General features: G+C 28.5%; 16 protein-coding genes and 1 tRNA gene. 6 read left to right on the top strand and 11 right to left on the bottom strand.

The genetic code is table 11. From position 1 onward, the window contains the following. Positions 1-2: 2 nt before the first annotated feature. From GFV01_RS04330 to GFV01_RS04320, 3 genes are all read right to left on the bottom strand, one after another. Positions 3-1,280: a replication-associated recombination protein A gene (locus GFV01_RS04330; RefSeq protein ID WP_160565626.1), complete on the bottom strand. Its 1,278-nt coding sequence runs from the start codon at positions 1,278-1,280 to the stop codon at positions 3-5. Positions 1,281-1,506: 226 nt separating this feature from the next. Further along, complete coding sequence (locus GFV01_RS04325; protein ID WP_160565090.1) at positions 1,507-1,899, bottom strand: hypothetical protein; 393 nt, start codon at positions 1,897-1,899, stop codon at positions 1,507-1,509. Between the two features lie 16 nt (positions 1,900-1,915). Then, positions 1,916-3,430: a GH3 auxin-responsive promoter family protein gene (locus GFV01_RS04320; RefSeq protein ID WP_160565088.1), complete on the bottom strand. Its 1,515-nt coding sequence runs from the start codon at positions 3,428-3,430 to the stop codon at positions 1,916-1,918. A gap of 173 nt (positions 3,431-3,603) precedes the next feature. Between GFV01_RS04320 and GFV01_RS04315 the strand changes: the two genes are divergently transcribed. From GFV01_RS04315 to GFV01_RS04305, 3 genes are all read left to right on the top strand, one after another. Next, a complete protein-coding gene (locus GFV01_RS04315; protein ID WP_160565086.1) occupies positions 3,604-5,358 on the top strand; it encodes a long-chain fatty acid--CoA ligase in 1,755 nt (584 codons plus the stop codon). A gap of 240 nt (positions 5,359-5,598) precedes the next feature. Next, positions 5,599-5,685, top strand: a tRNA-Ser gene (locus GFV01_RS04310). Positions 5,686-5,852: 167 nt separating this feature from the next. After that, the gene (locus GFV01_RS04305) at positions 5,853-6,095 is read left to right on the top strand and encodes a hypothetical protein (RefSeq protein WP_160565084.1); all 243 of its coding nucleotides are present in this window, start codon (positions 5,853-5,855) and stop codon (positions 6,093-6,095) included. 483 nt (positions 6,096-6,578) lie between these two features. On the opposite strand, the gene GFV01_RS04300 is transcribed toward GFV01_RS04305, so the two are convergent. From GFV01_RS04300 to GFV01_RS04290, 3 genes are all read right to left on the bottom strand, one after another. Continuing rightward, positions 6,579-7,262, bottom strand: a complete 684-nt coding sequence (locus GFV01_RS04300; protein ID WP_160565082.1) for a hypothetical protein — start codon at positions 7,260-7,262, stop codon at positions 6,579-6,581. A gap of 1,515 nt (positions 7,263-8,777) precedes the next feature. Beyond that, positions 8,778-9,416 (bottom strand): porin family protein, encoded by a 639-nt coding sequence (locus GFV01_RS04295; RefSeq protein ID WP_160556675.1) that lies wholly within the window; start codon positions 9,414-9,416, stop codon positions 8,778-8,780. 777 nt (positions 9,417-10,193) lie between these two features. Beyond that, complete coding sequence (locus tag GFV01_RS04290; protein WP_185150323.1) at positions 10,194-11,225, bottom strand: asparaginase; 1,032 nt, start codon at positions 11,223-11,225, stop codon at positions 10,194-10,196. A gap of 67 nt (positions 11,226-11,292) precedes the next feature. Here GFV01_RS04290 and GFV01_RS04285 point away from each other — a divergent pair, with 67 nt between their 5' ends. From GFV01_RS04285 to GFV01_RS04275, 3 genes are all read left to right on the top strand, one after another. Continuing rightward, entirely contained in the window at positions 11,293-11,973 is a 681-nt protein-coding gene (locus GFV01_RS04285) for an RNA methyltransferase (RefSeq protein ID WP_160565080.1), read from the top strand. Further along, positions 11,970-12,857 carry a hypothetical protein gene (locus GFV01_RS04280; RefSeq protein ID WP_160565078.1) on the top strand — a complete coding sequence of 296 codons (888 nt, stop codon included), beginning with the start codon at positions 11,970-11,972 and terminating at the stop codon, positions 12,855-12,857. The genes GFV01_RS04285 and GFV01_RS04280 overlap by 4 nt, the downstream gene beginning before the upstream one ends. A gap of 87 nt (positions 12,858-12,944) precedes the next feature. Continuing rightward, positions 12,945-13,478: a GNAT family N-acetyltransferase gene (locus tag GFV01_RS04275; RefSeq protein WP_160565076.1), complete on the top strand. Its 534-nt coding sequence runs from the start codon at positions 12,945-12,947 to the stop codon at positions 13,476-13,478. 71 nt (positions 13,479-13,549) lie between these two features. Here the strand turns inward: GFV01_RS04275 and gyrB are convergent, their stop codons facing one another. From gyrB to GFV01_RS04250, 5 genes are all read right to left on the bottom strand, one after another. Then, on the bottom strand, positions 13,550-15,487 hold the full coding sequence (gyrB, locus tag GFV01_RS04270; protein WP_160543257.1) for a DNA topoisomerase (ATP-hydrolyzing) subunit B: 1,938 nt from the start codon (positions 15,485-15,487) through the stop codon (positions 13,550-13,552). 158 nt (positions 15,488-15,645) lie between these two features. Continuing rightward, a complete protein-coding gene (gene tpiA, locus GFV01_RS04265) occupies positions 15,646-16,404 on the bottom strand; it encodes a triose-phosphate isomerase (RefSeq protein ID WP_160565074.1) in 759 nt (252 codons plus the stop codon). 17 nt (positions 16,405-16,421) lie between these two features. After that, on the bottom strand, positions 16,422-17,513 hold the full coding sequence (locus GFV01_RS04260) for a BT_3928 family protein (RefSeq protein WP_160565072.1): 1,092 nt from the start codon (positions 17,511-17,513) through the stop codon (positions 16,422-16,424). A 10-nt stretch (positions 17,514-17,523) separates the two neighbouring features. After that, positions 17,524-18,066 (bottom strand): DUF1599 domain-containing protein, encoded by a 543-nt coding sequence (locus GFV01_RS04255; protein ID WP_160565071.1) that lies wholly within the window; start codon positions 18,064-18,066, stop codon positions 17,524-17,526. A 25-nt stretch (positions 18,067-18,091) separates the two neighbouring features. Continuing rightward, a complete protein-coding gene (locus GFV01_RS04250; protein WP_160565069.1) occupies positions 18,092-19,129 on the bottom strand; it encodes an acyltransferase in 1,038 nt (345 codons plus the stop codon). Between the last annotated feature and the right edge of the window lie 38 nt (positions 19,130-19,167).

Below are 19,167 nucleotides of genomic sequence, written 5' to 3'. Positions count from 1 at the left end.
TATTAAAAATTGTATTTATCCATCCACAAATTTTTAAGATAATCTCTGAGTTTGTTTTCTCTCGGATTATTACCGGGTTGATAAAAACTTTGATGAGAAGCTTGATCGGGTAAAAATTCTTGATATACAAAATTTCCCGGATAATCATGGGCATATTTATATCCTGAACCGTAATTCAGCTCTTTCATTAATTGAGTGGGTGCATTTCTTATTGGTAGAGGAACGGGCAAATTTCCTGTTTCTTTAACATATGCTAAGGCTGTATTTATTGCTAAATAGGAAGCATTTGATTTAGGAGAGGTTGCTAAATAAATAGCACACTGACTTAATAAAATTCTTGCTTCGGGATTTCCAATGACATTTACCGCTTGAAAGGTATTATTTGCTAATATTAAAGCTGTAGGATTGGCCATACCTATATCTTCTGAAGCGGAAATAACCATCCTTCGGGCTATAAATTTAATGTCTTCTCCCCCATCCAGCATTCGGGCTAACCAATATACGGCTGCATTGGGATCTGAACCTCGAATCGACTTTATAAAGGCGGAAATGATATCGTAATGTTGTTCTCCTCCTTTATCATACAAAGCCATATTTTGTTGAATGACTTTTTTTATTTCTTCATTATTGATATGAATTTCATCCTGATCACTGAATTGTTGTACTACTAAATCCAAGCTGTTTAACAGTTTTCTGGCATCGCCTCCTGAATATTGCAATAAGGCCTCTTCTTCATCTATAATTACCTTCTTTTGGGACAAAATTTCATCTTCTGTTATAGCTCTGTGCAATAAATTGGACAACGCTTTTTTATCTAAGTGATAAAGGGTATATACCTGACACCTGGATAATAGTGCTGATACAACTTCAAAACTGGGATTTTCCGTGGTTGCTCCGATTAATACGACCCATCCTTTCTCAACGGCTTGTAATAAACTGTCTTGCTGCGACTTGTTGAATCGGTGGATTTCATCAATAAACAAAATAGGACTTTTTCCGGTAAATAAATTTTGATTTTTAGCCTTTTCTATTACTTCTCTTACTTCTTTAACTCCGGAGCTTACCGCACTAAGTGTATAATAGTCTCTTTGAGATTCATGGGCTATTATTTCTGCGAGAGTTGTTTTTCCTGTTCCCGGAGGACCCCAAAAAATCATGGAAGCCAGATTTCCACTTTCCACCATTCGTTTAATGGGACCGTCTTTTCCAATTAAATGATTTTGATATTGATAGTCCTCAAGGGTTTTCGGACGCATTCTTTCTGCTAAAGGTGACTGGATCATCCTCTTATTTATTAATACTGTTTCTAAATGTAATTATTTATTTTCAAATTTTATTATTTAAAGGCAATAAATTTTCACATTTTCTAGTGTATATATGCTATACATATTTGAATTTAAAACTTTAAAAAAATCCTACTTTATAAAAATAGAGTTACCTAAAGTTTCTGTAGTTTTACCATATAATTTTTCGTAAACTAATTTTATTATTGAAAAGAAATCCTTATTAATTATTTTTGTAAAGCGTTTTGCCCTCTTTTTCTAATTCATAGATATCATTAATTTTTTTTACTACCCAATTTCCATTTTTCCATTCAGTATCATTTATCTTTTGTGCGATCACTGAACCGGGTATCTCTGATGAAAATATTTCTATACGATCTTTATCTACAAGTATATAAGCTGCTTGAGTAGAGGTTGTAGAAACAGGTTTTAATTTAATTCCTACACTAAACGGTTGAACGCAATCTCTTTTAATTTGCGACCATTGAGAACCGGTAGATCTTTTACACCCGTGTTCGTCTGCATCATTTCCTACAATGACCGAATGGGTATTATTTTTAGATGAACAGGCAAGTAAGCTTAAAGTAGTTCCTAAAATTAAAAAAAATTGTTTCATTATTAAAGTTTTTAGATTATTTATGGTTTAAGTTCAGCAATGAATCCAAATATTCCCTGTCATTAGCTAAACGGGGTATTTTATTTTGACCACCCAATTTACCTCTTTGCTTCATCCAGTCATAGAAAAGTTGAGGTCTTGCTAAATGTACTTTGGGCATTGTTAATGTCATATTATTATATCTTTTGGCTTCGTAATCGGAATTTAATTTCTGCAATTCATTATCTAAAATTTCCGTAAATTTTTCCAGAGAATTCGGTTGACACGCAAATTCTATAATCCACTCATGCGAACCTTTTTCTTTTCCTTTCATAAATATCGGCCCGGCCGTATATTCGGATATTATCGCTTGGGTTTCTTTTTCCGCCTCTTTTAAGGCTTTTTCAGCATTTTCAACCATCAATTCTTCACCAAATGCATTAATATAAAATTTGGTTCTTCCCGTAACTCTTATTCGATACGGATTTTTAGAAACAAACTTTACCGTATCTCCTATAATGTATCTCCACAATCCGCCATTCGTTGTTATAACCAATGCATAATTGGTATCTAACTTTACATCTTCAATGGATAAAACTGTCGGATTATCCGAATAAAACTCATCCATAGGTATAAACTCATAAAATATACCATAATCGAGCATTAAGAGCATATCTTTACTTTCATTGGTATCTTGCATGGCAAAATACCCTTCGGAAGCATTATAAATTTCATAATAATTAATCGATTTGGAAAATATGGATGCATACTGCTCAACATAAGGAGTGAAACTTATTCCCCCATGAAAGAAACATTCAACATTCGGCCATACTTCATCAATGTATTTTTTATCTGTAGCTTCCAATACTTTTCTTAATAATACCATCATCCAGGAAGGAACTCCGGTAAAACTTCCCACATCTTGCGTAATGACTTGTTCCACAATTGCCGGTAATTTGATTTCCCAATCTTTTAAAAGAGATACTTCTTTATTTGGAGTGCTTTTCCATTCTGCCCAAAAGGGTAGATTATCTATTAAAACGGCAGATAAATCTCCATATTTCGAATCGAAACCGGCGTAATTTTCTCGGGTTCCTCCCAACCTTAAATTTTTACATTGAAAAATCTTTGTATTTGGATTATGGAAAGCATACATTGAAAATAAATCTTTTCCGGCCTTGTAATGACATTCTTGCAAGCTATCTTCAGTAATTGGAATAAATTTACTTTTAGCATTGGTTGTACCGGATGATTTAGCAAACCATTGAATTATTCCGGGCCATATAACATTTTTTTCGCCTTTTCTTGCTCTCGTTATATAAGGTTCGAAATCTTCATAATGTACTAATGGAACTTGATTTTTGAAATCCTTATAAGAAGTTATTTGATTAAACTTATATTTTTTCCCGTATTCGGTATCTTTTGCCTTATATAAAAGAGCTGTTAATACGGCATTTTGGGTATCTTCAGGATTATTAATGAACACTTCCATTTGCTTAACCCTTTTCTTTACATACCACTGGATAAAGGTATTTACAATTCCTGATACCATTTCTTTACTAATTTTAGGATATAAAAGTACATATATTACTAAATCTAGCCAAAAATTAACTAATTTTTGAAATAATTAACATACCTTAATTTCATAAGAATTATATTATTCTTAACTTTACATTTCGAGATTTAGGCTTATCTTATTCTAAATTTCGATAAAAAAAATTATATATGAATTTTTCGCAAATCATACTTGATAATAAAGTATTATCTTCTAAAGTAGCCTTAAATTTTAAAGAAAATCATGAATGGAAATCGTATACTTGGTTAGAGTTTACAAATTTAGTTAAACAAACAGCCAATGCTCTAAAGTCTTTAGGTGCTAAACCTGATGACAAGATTGCCATATATGCTGATAATATGCCGCAATGGATAATTTTAGATTTAGCGATTCTTACTATTGGTGCTGTTACTGTACCGATTTTTGCTACTCTAACTTCTGAACAAGCTGAATACATCATAGATGATGCTAATGTTAAAATTATTCTTGCCGGAAATGAAAAACAATATACGAATTGTTTAAAGATCTATTCTAAAGGAACTTCTCTTGAACATATTTTAGTTGCTAAGAATTTTATTGAATTACAAAGTAAATATTCCTATCATTTTTATGATTTGATTAAAGATCAGTCAACAGACTGTGAAGTGGTTTCTAAAGATAAAGACGATATCGCTTCTATAATATATACTTCCGGAACAACCGGAGAACCTAAAGGCGTAATGCTTTCTCACGGAAATTTTATCGAAGCTTGTAAAGCTCATGAAAGTTTCTTTGGTTTTACTCCTAAATATGAAAATTCATTAGTGTTTTTACCATTAAGTCATGTATTCGAGAAATGTTGGAGCTCTTTTGTACTGTCAAGTGGTGGGCAGCTTAGCTTTTGTGAAAATCCGAAAGAAATATCACAATTTCTTTTAGAAGTGAAACCAACAACCATGTGTTCGGTTCCTCGCCTTTTCCAAAAGATTTATATTTCTGTTAATGAAAAAATCCAAAGCAGTCCCAAATTTTTAAAGAAATTATTTACATCCTCTTTGAAAATTGGTCAAAAATACTCCAATCTAAAAAGAAACGACAAAAAAATCCCTTGGTTTTTAGCCCTTAAGTATAAAATCGTTGATACACTGTTTTTCAAAAAAGTTAAGAAACAATTGGGAGGTAATCTTAGATTTATTCCTGTGGGAGGAGCTTCGATCAGTCCAGAAATAACAGAATTTTTGGATTGTATTGGAATTCATTTATGCGTGGGATATGGCTTAACTGAAACCACTGCGACTGTGGCAGCTTTTCCGTTGAAAAACTATGACTATAATTCGGTTGGTAAGCCCATGACAGGAGTACAAATACGTATAGGCGATGAGAATGAAATTTTAATTAAAGGATACGGGGTTTTTAAAGGTTATTATAAGAAGGAAAAAGAGACTAAAGATGCATTTACTGCCGATGGATGGTTCAAAACCGGTGATGCAGGAAAATTTGACGAAAACGGAAATTTAATTATTATTGATCGCATTAAAGATTTAATGAAAACGTCTAACGGTAAATATATTTGTCCGCAGCCGATTGAAAATCTTTTAACCAATGATAATTATATTGAGAAAGCTGTGGTTGTGGGTGATAATAAACCGTATGTAACTGCCTTATTAGTACCTAATTTTGAAGCGTTGAAACATTTTGCAGAAAATTTAAATATTCATTTTAATTCTTTTGAGGAGCTTATATCTCATCAAAAAATAAAAGATTTGTTCACTGCGAGAATTAATCATATTCAGCAACATTTAGCAGGATTTGAAAAAATTAAAAAATTTCAATTGCTTCCTATGGATTTTAACATGGATTCAGGTGAGATCACTCCTACTTTAAAAGTTAGACGTAAAATTGTATTGGAAAAATTTAAATTTCTAATCGATGATATGTATAGTTAATAGTAAATAAATTCTTATTATTATAAAAAAACAACTAAGATTATCTTAGTTGTTTTTTTATTTTATAATTAGTGTAATCAGAAAAAGAGTTTTAATACAATTTGAGTTTTATATCTATATTATTAATTTCTTAATGAAATATAAATTTAAACGTTCATCCCGATAAGATTTAATTTTAACAAAGATTATATTATAGTTGGTTCAATTTAAAAATATTTCTATATTTGCGCTCTACTAAACAGAGAGGTGCTCGAGTGGTTGAAGAGGCTACCCTGGAAAGGTAGTATACGGGTAACCGTATCGTGGGTTCGAATCCCATCCTCTCTGCTAATAAACCCGCTTAAATAGCGGGTTTTCTTGTGTTTACGCGGTTTATAGCCCTTTTTTACGTTTTTTAACCTGTGCCATATTCTGCCATATTCTGCCAATTTTTTGATACCTTTTTTTAAAAAAGTATCAAATTTTTTGATACCTTTAATCAAATTTATAATTACATGGATAGCTTATCATTACGCTTTATATTCGACAGGAAAAATGAAATTAAGAATAAAGGTAAAGAAACAGGGCTATTACACATTGAAGTCAGGCAGAACAAAACCATAAACCGTATATTTATATCTACAGGTATTAGATTAAAACCATCTGAATTTACATCCAAAAACGGATTTACTTGTAAAAACCATCCTAATCCATCTGCTATAACCGCTAAGGCTCATTGGATATTTAGGAATATTTAAGATTTCAATTATTTTGGATAGGGGTATTTGATATTTATCCCATTTAAAAATTATTAAACATTTATTTTGTAAAAGTCTCATACATTAATCCAATCCTTATTTTAAATCGTCTACTCATAAAGAAAATATTTTAACTTTTTTGACATAAAAAAGAATTATCACCAAGTTTATTAAAAACTATGGATCTCAAATACTACTATTTTAAAAGTATTATCTTCAAATGGCATTTTTCTAAAATCGCCTATAACATCGGGTTTAATTATTTTACATCTTACGTCGCATGTTATCAATTAATTATTGCGAAAATCATATATATTACTTATGAATCAATTTTGTTAAACCACATCATTGCTGGTTCACAACTGGCATCAAGTATTATATAATTTCCAATATTTAATTTTTTTTATTCTACCTTATATATATTGTCTAGCATGTGTATTTATTAACATATTTCTTTAATAATTAATTCTTTTTATAATTTTATTATTTTAAAACTTCTTTCTTCGTAAACATTCTGAAAGTTCCTTCATCATCAAATCCGTAATATTTATCAGGCTCAATGATTACATTTAAAATCTTCCCTCCTACTTTTGATTTATGTAAATCTATAAAATATCCATCCTTGTCATATTCAGCTATAACAACAAATCCGTTTTTTGCCTTAAACTTAGATCTATAACCTAATGCAAATGCTATAGTGTTTTTACCTTTCGTTGTGCATAGGGAGTTATACCCCATAGCCACGCTAAATGCATCATCTCCTTCGGTGTGGCTTTTTGAGTTACCTCCAAAAGCCATACTGTGTGAATAATTCCTTTGAGTTATGCTTTTTGAGTAATCCTCTAAAGTTAAGCTAAATGACTGAGGCCCTTTAGTTTTACTTTTTGATTTTTTACCTAGGGTTATACTATGTGAATTCCAACCATCTGTTTTGCTTTTTGATTTTTTGCCTAAGGTTACACTATTAGATTTCCAACCATCTATTTTACTTTTTGATTTTTTGCCTAAGGTTACACTATGTGAAAAACTATCTTTAGTTTTGTTTTTAGTATCATCCCATAATGTTATACTATATACTTGATATCTTTTTGTGATACGTATTTTACCAAAATTAAATAGTTTTTTTAGTTTTTTGATAATTTTATTAAGAAAATTCCCTTTTTTCATGATTTAATTTTTAATATTTATAAAATATTTTTTGCTTAAAAATTAAAATTTCTTTTTTTGTTTCTTACTTTTATTTTTTTTAATAATTATGTACCTGACAAGAAACTTGAAAACGAACCTGTAAAAAAATACCGCTAAAATATTTGGGAATACTAAATCATCAAAAGAGTAAATACCCCCTTATATAGTTGGAATATAAGGACTTAAAAATGAACTTTCAAATTTATTTATTAAAATATTAGCACAAGATAACCATTCTAATTTTTTAAAAAATATTTTATAAAGCACTTATCATTTGTTAACATTTGATTATTACATAGTTAGCTCTAAAATTTTATATGAATAGTTTGATACATGATATTTAACATATGGATGTTATACCGTTTTTTTTATAAATTGCGTTTACACTAAGAACTTAAAAAAAAATGAAGAAAAGGAACTGCTTAAGATCATGTTATACCTTAATAAAAAAGGCCTAATATCTAATGAAAAATTTAACTGGTTAAAAAACAATAATACAGTAATCTTAGAACTATTAATTTTTTCTATAGGTTATTTTGAAAAGGTACTATCTAAAAATCAAAATTTCAACTTTTACGATTGGAAACAAGTTGATACCTCTAAAATGTGTTATTATTTTTTAAAAAATAGCTTTAACAACCTTAATTAATACTTTTTGATACCAGTAACTATAAGTTGTTGGTATTAAATTAATGTTCGAATCCCATCTTCTCTGCTAATAAACCCGCTATTTAAGCGGGTTTTCTTTTGTTTACGCGGTTTATAAACATTTTTTACGTTTTTTTATCTATGCCATTTTCTGCCATTTTCTGCCAATTTTTTTGTAACATAATTTAAATTTGTAACAAAATTTTTGTTACAATTTTTAGTATGATCAATATTTAGGATAAGATTTTATAAATACATAGATAATTAAATATACCTGAAGTTAAAGCTATATGTAGTTTATAATAAACACATATATGAAATTAAAGATATTTGATATATATTTAATAAAACTATAATAAATTTAAATTTATTCAATTTAGTGTTTTTAAATATTTATCAAATTACCTAGCAAAACTTAACTTTTTTATAAATACAAAATGAAAATAATTACTTAAGCGAAGTATTCTTTATCAATATTTTCTAAGTACTTGTATAATTATTTGATTTTCAACTGATTTTTACTAATCACATTTTCAATTAAGTTTTCATATTTATTTTATAAAAATAAATTTTAGATTATTAAAATTTATATAGTAAATATTAAATAAGATTTTAACAAAATAAATATTATATACTTATAAGTATTTAATAACTAATAAAAAATTAATATAAAATAGAATACTAAAAATATTTTATAAATAAAAATAATTTTATTTAAACACCAAATCAATTATTTTGGAAAATTATATTTTTGGAATTTATTTATAGTTAAGCTTAATATTAGTTTAAATTAAAATCACTACTTAAAAAACTACAAATTACTAATATTAATAATTAGTTAATAAGTTAAAAAAAGTAAAAATATGATACCGCAAGATTTGATGTATTATGAGACTTATACCATTTCCCATGTTTTGAATATCCATTATTATCTTTATAAATATCATTTAATCCAAAATTGTACCTAAGCCCCACTTCATGTTTTCTTAAAAAGCTTACGCCTCCACCTAGACCTGCAGAAATATCAAATTTTGAAGCCCCTCCATACCATCTTTTATCCCTTCCTTTATTTTTTTCTTTAATTAAATACCCCAATTGAGGACCTACTTCGATAAATAATTCGTGAGTTTCTTTACCTCTACAACATGGCGGAAATATAAAGTCACCAAAATAGTATTTTACCATTAATGGAACATTTATATATGTTTGAAAAAATTTAGTATTCATTTCTTTTCCGTCTTTTTCCCCTTGTTCAGAGTAAACTATTTCGGGTTTAAAAAACCAAGCATCATTAAAATCATTAAAAGGAATTTGTGCAAATAAGCCAATAGCAGGAGCAAAAATACGTGTTTCGGAATGTCTATGGATATTTCTAACATTAGTAAATTGCAAGCTTCCCTTAACACCGTATTGAACTTGTGATTTTAAAATAGAAAAATTTAATAACAAAATAGTTATATAAATAAATGGTATATTTCTTATCATACAGTTTTTTATTATTTTTTATTAATACTTATAAATCTTATAAAAATATATTCTTAAATTTAATATTCTCAATTTTTTTGCCAAAGGTAATAATTAGTTTCTGAAAATAAAACTGAAAATAAAAATGGAATTTTATTTATTTGACCACAATTATAATATCATATATAATATTTAATTTTTCAAATTTTAAGCCATTTATATTTTCAAATAATATAAATATATATGAATATTCAACTTACTACAATAATTTGATTTAATCTTAAAAATTTTAATTCCCTATTTTTTTATAGTATTAATAAAAAAAATAGATTTTAAAATAATTTCATTTTATAATTAAATTTATAAAATATTATTTTATTATAAAAATATTATTTTAAAATATTTTCTATATAATTTATTTTAAATATATATTTATTTTATGATAAAATTATTGTTTATAATTAAATATATACATCAAAATTATTGTTATTAATATTGTTAAATTTTAAATATAATTTATATTAAAATTGAGTGATATATTTTTTTACAATTCATAATAAAAATAGATATTCTCAATCTAAAAAAGAGTTGAACTTATATTTTAATTATGTAAAAATTTATATATTTGCGGAAATTAACACTAAGAAAAGCATACGCCATGAAATTTAAACGATTTATTTCATTACTTAATTTGGAAAATTCTTTATTATTTTTAGCTTTAACTTTATTTTATTGCTCTGTTAAAATGCTTAAATTTGTTACTTCCTATTAATTTAAAATATATAATATATTGACAATTTATTTATATTTTTGAGTTATTTCACCGGATAAATTTTCCTCAAACTGTTTTTTGAGTACATTTCCTTTTAAATTTTGTCCGAGTAAATACATTAGTTTAGTTGTGGCAGCTTCTACTGTTATATCATAACCACATATTACTCCTAAATCTTTAAATATAAGGCTATTATGATATTTCCCAAAATTTACATTTCCTCTTACACACTGTGTAATAACTATAATTTCTTTTCCTAATTCCTTGGCTTTATGTAAGGCTCTTAATGTTTCTTTGTCGGAAGGAATATTTCCCGAACCGAAGGTTCTTAAGATAATCCCTTCTAGATCATTGTCTGAAACCATTCGATCTAATAAATACTTATTTTTTCCCGGAAAAAATGTGAATATATCAATTTTATTAACTAGATTTTTATTTACCTTAAAATCTGTATGACCAGGTTTTAAAAGATATTCTTTAAAAACTCCAAGATTAACGCCGGACTCTCCTAATTTAGGATAATTAGGTGAAATATAAGCATCAAAATGTTCTGCTGAGAATTTGGTTGTTCTGTTTGCTCTATATAATTTATATTCAAAATAAATACACACTTCGTTGATAACAGGCTTATCATTCTCATATAAAGAAGCATAATAAATTGAAGTTATCAAATTTTCTTTGGCATCTGTTCGTAATTCACCAATTGGCAATTGAGATCCCGTAAATACTACAGGTTTTTTCAATCCTTGTAACATAAAACTCATCATAGAAGCAGTATAGGACATCGTATCCGTACCGTGCAATATTACAAATCCGTCATATTTGAAATAAGAATTTTCAAGTATATTGCCTAATGTAATCCAATCATGAATATCTATGTCTGAAGAATCAATAGGTTTTTCAAATACGTTGATATCTATATCTGCATCAATTAGTTCTATCTCGGGTATATGCTTTAATAGCGCATTAAAATCAAAAGGTTTTAATGTACCTGTGCTATACTCTTTGATCATTCCTATAGTTCCTCCTGTATAAATTAATAAAATCTTACGTTTCATTTATATTTCTCGGTTTTAAATTGCAATTTATGAAAATATTAACAGCTTTAATTGTTATTTTTGAAACATGATTTCAAAAGAATTTTTGAATAATTTGGATTTATATAACTATTTAACAGATTTTATATCAAAAGAAAAATTTGAAAAAATAGAAAATTTAGTTAATTACAGATCAAATTATGTACTTCCCATACTTGAAGATCTGTATCAATATCGTAATGCCGGTGCCATAGTTAGAAGTATGGAAGCTTTTGGGTTTCAATCATTGATTGCCCTGGAAAACAGAAATGAATTTAAGCCGGAAAGTACCGTAGCAAGGGGAGCCGATAAATGGATTGATATCTCTTATAAATCTTCAAATCTGGAATCTTTAAAAGAGATTAAAGAAAATGGGTATCAATTGGTAGCAGTTTCTCCTGAAAAAAATGCTATAGATATTTATGATTTTCAACTAACTCAGCCAACAGCTTTAATTTTCGGTACTGAATTTAAAGGTATAAATGAAGAAACTTTAAATTATGCTGATGCGTGTATTAAAATTCCAATGTTAGGTTTTACAGAAAGTCTTAATGTTTCTGTAGCAGCCGGAATATGTTTTTATGAAATGAGAAAGAAATTGGAAGATAGTCATTTAAATTGGCAGTTAACTGAAATTCAAAAACTTAATTTAAAAATAAAATGGGCTATAAAATCGGTTAGTTCAGGTGAGGAAATTGCAGCCCATTATATTAAATCTTTAAAACGATGAATAAAACACCTATTATACTTTTAAGTTTTATCTGTGCTTTTGCACATTCTCAAACTATTGAAGAATCTTCATATACAGAAAAAAACAAGATTATGGAATCCTTAAGTTTTACATTACCAATTTGTAATAAGGAAGTCCTAGTAAATACTTGGAAGAATTTTATCAAAAAACAAGGAGGTAAAGTGAAAGGTGGAATTGTTAATAAAGTGTATGGTTCGGATATTAAATTTTCACCAAATGGTGAAAGATGGTTAGGAAATTTTGCATATGAATATAATGATGATAAAAGTATGACGATATTCACTTCTTTTCATAATTTATCCAATACTTTCATCAATTCAAATACTACTGAAAAAGAATTAGCAATCCCAATTCTTGAAGAATTTAAGTTAGACATTCAAAAATCTTGTGTAATTGATGATTTAACGAATGCGAAAAGTTTTACCATAAAGCTTACTAAAGAAAAAGTTCGTAATTCCGATAGAATTTTATATTTAGAAAAAATTATTCGTGACGATTACAATAAAATTGACTTAAAAGCCAACTCCAAAATTTCCGACAAAGAACAAGATAATCTAACTAAAATTAAAGAAAGGATAATTTTAAATGAAGCGGAGTTACAAACTTTAAAAAACCGTAATAAAGACATTGATCAAGAATTAAATTCTCAAACATTGGTCATTCAAGGTTTCCAAAACAAATTAGACACTCTAGAAGGTAAAGTTTCTACTGAAGGTCAGAGTGAAAATAATATTTCAACTGAAAGTGAACCGAATATTAATTATAATAATTCTGCTACCATTAGTACTGATAACAATGAAAATTTAAATACAACTGATCAAGAAAAAGATTATCATTCTTCAGATTATTTTGATAATCATTAATAAATTTGATCGTTTTGAAATAAATTATATTCAATTTTTTAATAAAAGTGTTTACTCTCAATTTTAAATAAAATTCCATAAATTAATATGAAACTTGAAAAATTAAATCTTTTAGATCAAAATGAAATTACATTTGTCGAAAATAATTATATAAAATCTTTTCCTGTTGAAGAAAGGAGGCCTACGGATCAAATGTTTAAACTTTATGAAGATTATAAAGATAAATTTAAAATCTTATTATGTATAAAAGACAACGAAAGAATTGGTTTCATTACTTACTGGAAATTAAATACTTTTACATTTATTGAACATTTTGCGATTTCTTCTGTTTATAGACAAAAAGGATATGGAAGTAAGATTATGCAACTATTCATAGAAAAAATTTCACAACCTATTGTACTTGAAGTGGAACCTCCTACTTCACATTGGGATATACGTCGAATTAATTTTTATGAACGATTAGGATTCAAATTATGGAATGAAATTGAATATAAACAACCTTCCTATCATCAGGATGGTAAAAGTTACCCAATGAAATTAATGTCTCTTCGTGAAATACAACTAGATAAAGATGAAATAAATGTTATAAAGTTAATACATTCTGAAGTGTACCAAGTTTAATCTAAAATATTACTAATTAAAAAAGCCTATTTTTATTAAATAGGCTTTTTTATATATAATGTTATAATATTTTAAGCATCAATATTTGCATAAACAGCATTTTTTTCAATAAATTCTCTACGAGGCGGTACATCATCTCCCATTAACATGGAGAATATTCGATCAGCCTCAGATGCATTATTGATAGTAACTTGTCTCAACGTTCTTTTTTCAGGATTCATAGTCGTATCCCAAAGCTGTTCAGCATTCATTTCTCCTAAACCTTTATACCTTTGAACGGTAAAACCTTTACCTTGAGCATTACCTAATTGTGAAGCTATTTCCTCTCTATGTTTATCATCCCAGGCATAATATTCTTTATTTCCTTTTTTCAATAAATATAAAGGAGGGGTTGCAATATAAATATATCCTTTTTCAATCATTTCTTTCATGTAACGAAAGAAAAAGGTTAATATTAAAGTTGTAATGTGAGAACCGTCTACATCCGCATCGGTCATAATTACCACTTTATGATATCTTAGCTTAGAAAGGTTTAATTCTTTGGAATCTTCTTCCGTACCTACAGATACCCCTAAGGCGGTATAAATATTTTTTATTTCATCACTTTCAAATACTTTATAGCTAACAGCTTTTTCTACATTAAGTATTTTACCTCTCAATGGAAGGATCGCTTGAAAGTTTCTGTCTCTACCTTGTTTGGCTGTCCCCCCTGCTGAATCTCCTTCGACTAAGAATAATTCACTTTCCTCTGCTTTACGTGAAGAACAATCAGCTAATTTTCCCGGCAAACCGCTTCCTCCTAACGGAGATTTTCTTTGTACGAGTTCTCTTGCTTTTTTAGCCGCTTGTCGCGCTTTTGCTGCAAGAAGAACTTTTTGAACAATTTGTTTTGCTTCATTAGGATGTTCTTCCAGATAATTAGTTAACATTTCTGCAACTATTTTATCTACAGCAGAACTAACTTCCGAATTACCTAATTTAGTTTTAGTTTGTCCTTCAAACTGAGGTTCCATGACTTTAACGGAAACAACAGCAGTCAAACCTTCACGAAAATCGTCACCGGTAATTTCAACCTTTTCTTTTGCCAAATTAATATTTTCATCGGCATATTTTTTCAAGGTTCTGGTTAACGCCCTTCTAAACCCGGTTAAATGTGTTCCCCCTTCATGGGTATTAATATTATTTACATATGAATGAATATTTTCCGTATACGAAGTATTATACCTCATAGCAACTTCAACCGGTATTTCATCAATCTCTCCCTCCATATGGATGATTTCATCCATTAAGGGTTCTCTGTTCTCATCTATAAATTCGACAAATTCCTCTAATCCTCTTTCAGAATAAAATTCTTCCGATCTAATGTTGCCTTCTTCATCTACTTCACGTTCATCTGATAAAGTAATAGTAATTCCTTTGTTCAAAAATGAAAGTTCACGAAGACGAGTGGCTAATGTATCGTAATTATAAATAGTTTCGGTAAAAATTGAACTGTCGGGAATAAATGTTACTGTAGTTCCTGTATGGGTGGAAACCCCAACAATTTCAACAGAAGTTAATGCAACCCCTTTAGAGTATTTTTGCTGGTATTGTTTACCGTCTCTGTTAACGGTAGCAATCAATTCAGTAGATAATGCATTGACACAGGACACTCCCACTCCATGCAATCCACCAGAAACTTTATATGAATCTTTATCAAATTTCCCTCCTGCTCCAATTTTAGTCATAACCAATTCTAAGGCAGACAATCCTGTCTGTTTATTGGTATCTACAGGAATACCTCGACCGTTATCTTTTACCGTTATAGAATTATCTTTTCCTATACTTACATTAATAGTATCGCAATACCCGGCTAAAGCCTCATCAATGGAATTGTCAACTACCTCATATACTAAATGATGTAATCCTCTAACTCCCACATCCCCAATATACATGGAGGGACGCATACGTACATGTTCAATTCCTTCAAGCGCTTGAATACTATCTGCAGTATATTTTTGTTCACTCATTTTTTAATCGTTAATTTATTTCAAGAAATGCTTACAAATATACGTAAAAATATTGATATTTACTAGTATTTAAGGTATTTCATACTCTATAAAACCAAATAAAAAAACAGATTCGAATAAATGAATCTGTTTTTTCTAAATCTAATTTTATAATGTAATTAAATTTCTTTGTATGTATTGATTAATGATCCAAAGTCTTTAACATTTAAAGAAGCCCCGCCGATTAATCCACCGTCAACATCCGGTTTTGAGAAAATTTCTTTAGCATTATCCGGTTTCACACTTCCTCCATATAGAATGGATATTGAATCAGCAACCTCTTTTCCATATTTATCAGCAATTAATGAACGGATATATGCATGTATTTCTTGCGCTTGTTCCGGAGTAGCTGTTTCGCCGGTACCAATAGCCCAAACCGGTTCATAAGCAATTACCACTTTAACGATTTCTTCAGCTGATAAGTTAAACAAAGCTATTTCGGTTTGTCTTTTAACTACTTCAAAATGTTTACCTGCTTTTCTTTCTTCTAATAATTCTCCATTACAAAAAATAGGGGTTAAACCATTATCTAATGCAATTTTAACTTTAGCTCCTATTTGTTCGTCTGTTTCTTTATGATATTGTCTTCTTTCAGAATGGCCAATGATTGAACCGTCTACCTGAATAGAGGTAAGCATTTCTGCGGAAATTTCTCCAGTATATGCTCCCGACTTGTGTTCGGAAATATCTTCAGAAAAAACTTGTACATTTTTATGATTTGCTTTGGCATTTTCTAAATATATAAAAGGTATTCCTACAACAACTTCACATTTAGGAGAATTCGATTGAATAAATGAGTCAATTTCTGCTAATAAAGCTTTAGCTTCAGGCAATGTTTTATTCATTTTCCAATTTCCGGCTACAATTTTTTTTCTCATATGTATGTTTATTAAGTTTATAATTTTTCTATTTCATTCACGGTTGGAAAATCGTTACCATTGTATTTGGCAACAACTATTCCTCTTTTTAATATTAGTACCCCGGGATTGCTTCTATTAATTGTTTTTAATGTTGTTTGATCTGTAATGCATGAAGATAAAGGATTCAAATATTGTGGATCATTCGTTAAAATAACAAAATTAAGTTTTTTCTCGTTAAATTGAAAAGTGATTTTTCTCAATTTAGCTCGTTCAATAATACTAAGTTTTTTTGCAAAAGGCACAGTAATTATTACTATTTTTTCTTGATCTAAAATATCTTGCGTTATATCATTTCCTAAACATTCTACTGTAAAATCGTGAACAGAAGGTAATTTTGCCCCTTTTAAAATTTTAACCGAAGTATCGTTGATCTTCCACGTTAGGGTGTCTTTCCAAATTCCGGAACTGATATATTCCTCGGAATTCATTTTTTTAATCTCATTAGATGTATTCTTGAGTGTATATATAATTATATTTTGCTCCGGTTCACCGTCATTCATACCTTCTTTAAGATTTTTTCCCACAGCATAAGGTCTAAAATCAATAATGGGTAAATGGGCAATGCCTTGATAAACAGTCCATATACAGATAGCAAAAGAGACACTAACGATTATCCAATTAATTTTTACAGAAAATACAGAACGGATGTATTTTGAACCGTAAACTAAGATTAAAATCATTACCAAAAGAACAATATCTTTTCCAAATGAAGTCCACGGTGATAATTTAAGGGCATCTCCAAAGCAACCACAATCAGTTACTTTGTGGAAATATGCAGAATAAAAAGTTAAAAATGAAAAGAAAATTATTAATAAAACTAAAGAAGAAAGTGTAAATTTTTTCCAAACTCCCAATAAAAGAAATACCCCCAACATGACTTCAAAAACTACAAAAAAAATAGACAACGGAAGCGCTAAGTGATGTAAGCTCGGCAGATTAAACACACTTTCTCCAAAATATTCTTCCAATTTATATGAAAATCCAATGGGATCAATAGTTTTAACATAGCCGGAAATTATGAAAACTACTCCAACAAGTATTCTAAAAAATTGAGTTAAAAATTTCATGTAACAACAATTAATTAATTTCCTGATGAAGAATTAAAGCAAATACAGAATAATTTAGTATATCAAAATAATTGGCGTCTAAACCTTCGGAAACTAATGTTTTGCCTTCATTATTTTCAATTTGTTTTATACGCAATAATTTTTGCAAAATTAAATCTGTGATCGAACTTATTCTCAGATCTCTCCAAGCTTCTCCATAGTCATGGTTCTTACGCATCATTAAGTTTTTAGCCTGGCTAACCTTTTCATCGTAAAGCTGTACAGCCTCTTCTAAATTTAAATCAGGATTTTCTGCAATTCCTTTTTCCAATTGAATCAATGCCATAATAGAATAATTAACTATAGCTAAAAATTCTTCGTCGATTCCCTCTGAAATTTTTTGATTTCCTTTTTCCTGAATAGTTCTAATTCGATTGGCTTTGATATATATCTGATCTGTTAAGGAAGGCAATCGTAATATTCTCCAAGCCGATCCGTAATCAATCATTTTTTTTATAAATAATTCCTTACAAACTGAAATTACTGAATCAAATTGTTCTGATGTTTTTTCCATTATTCCATTAATACCTACAAATGTACTATTTAACTATATATTTTCCTAAAGGTATCTTGTCTAAAGTATATAATATGATAATAGATATTAGTAAAGTGAGTAAGGTAGTAATCGGAATAGAAAATAAAGGATTAAAAGAAAATGCGCTTAGTCCCAATTGTTCAACTAAGGCCATAACTAACACATGTATTAGGTAAATTCCGTAACTGTATTTACTTATAAAAGATAATATTTTACTTTTTTTATTGAACACCGGAACTAAGAAGAAAAGTAGAAAAACAGAAAGAGCTTGAAATAAATCCCACGGCTTATATTGCTCTATATAAAAATTGTTCATTTTTGACGTTATATAGGTATCAAAGCAAATACCAAAATAGGACAATAAATAAATAGTTAAACATACATAAACATAATATTTAACATTATATTCATATTTTCTTCTTATTAAATAATATCCTAAAACTAAATATCCCAAGAATTCGGAATATAGTTTTATATAGTTAACTAAATAAACGGTACTAAAGAACGTATAGAAAATTAAAAATATTAAAAAACAAACAACTATAAAATATAATTGTTGTTTTGGATTACTATCTAAAATCCATTGATTGATAATCGGATATAATAGATAAATTCTTATAATCATATAAATATACCACATATGGTAACTCGCTCCCGAAACCAATTCTAGATAGGTATAATCTATAACAAATCTAAATCCCAGATCCACATGATCTTTATAATGAATACCTAGTATTTTAAAGAAAATATATATTAAACTCCAAAATAAAAAAGGTATTAATATTCTCGATAATTTTTTGGTAAAATGTTTAAATGTGTATTGCTTTCCCAAAGATAATAAACCGGTCATCATAACAAAAACCGGTACACCAAACCGGGCTATATTAATATAAAAGTTTGATATCCACCAACTTTTATTAGGAATACTTCCATACTGATGGCACATTCTGGCAGCCACATGCAATAAAATAATTCCTATTGCCGAAACAGCCCTAAGATTATCAATCCATATGATATTATTTTTATTCACAGATTTTTTCATTTAATCCTAGTTTTAAGAGCGCAAAAATAAATTAATTT

This window comes from Apibacter sp. B2912, assembly GCF_009827835.1.
Lineage (GTDB): Bacteria > Bacteroidota > Bacteroidia > Flavobacteriales > Weeksellaceae > Apibacter.
The sequence above is the reverse complement of the archived record's forward strand: the minus strand, read 5'-3'. Positions and strand labels throughout refer to the sequence as shown.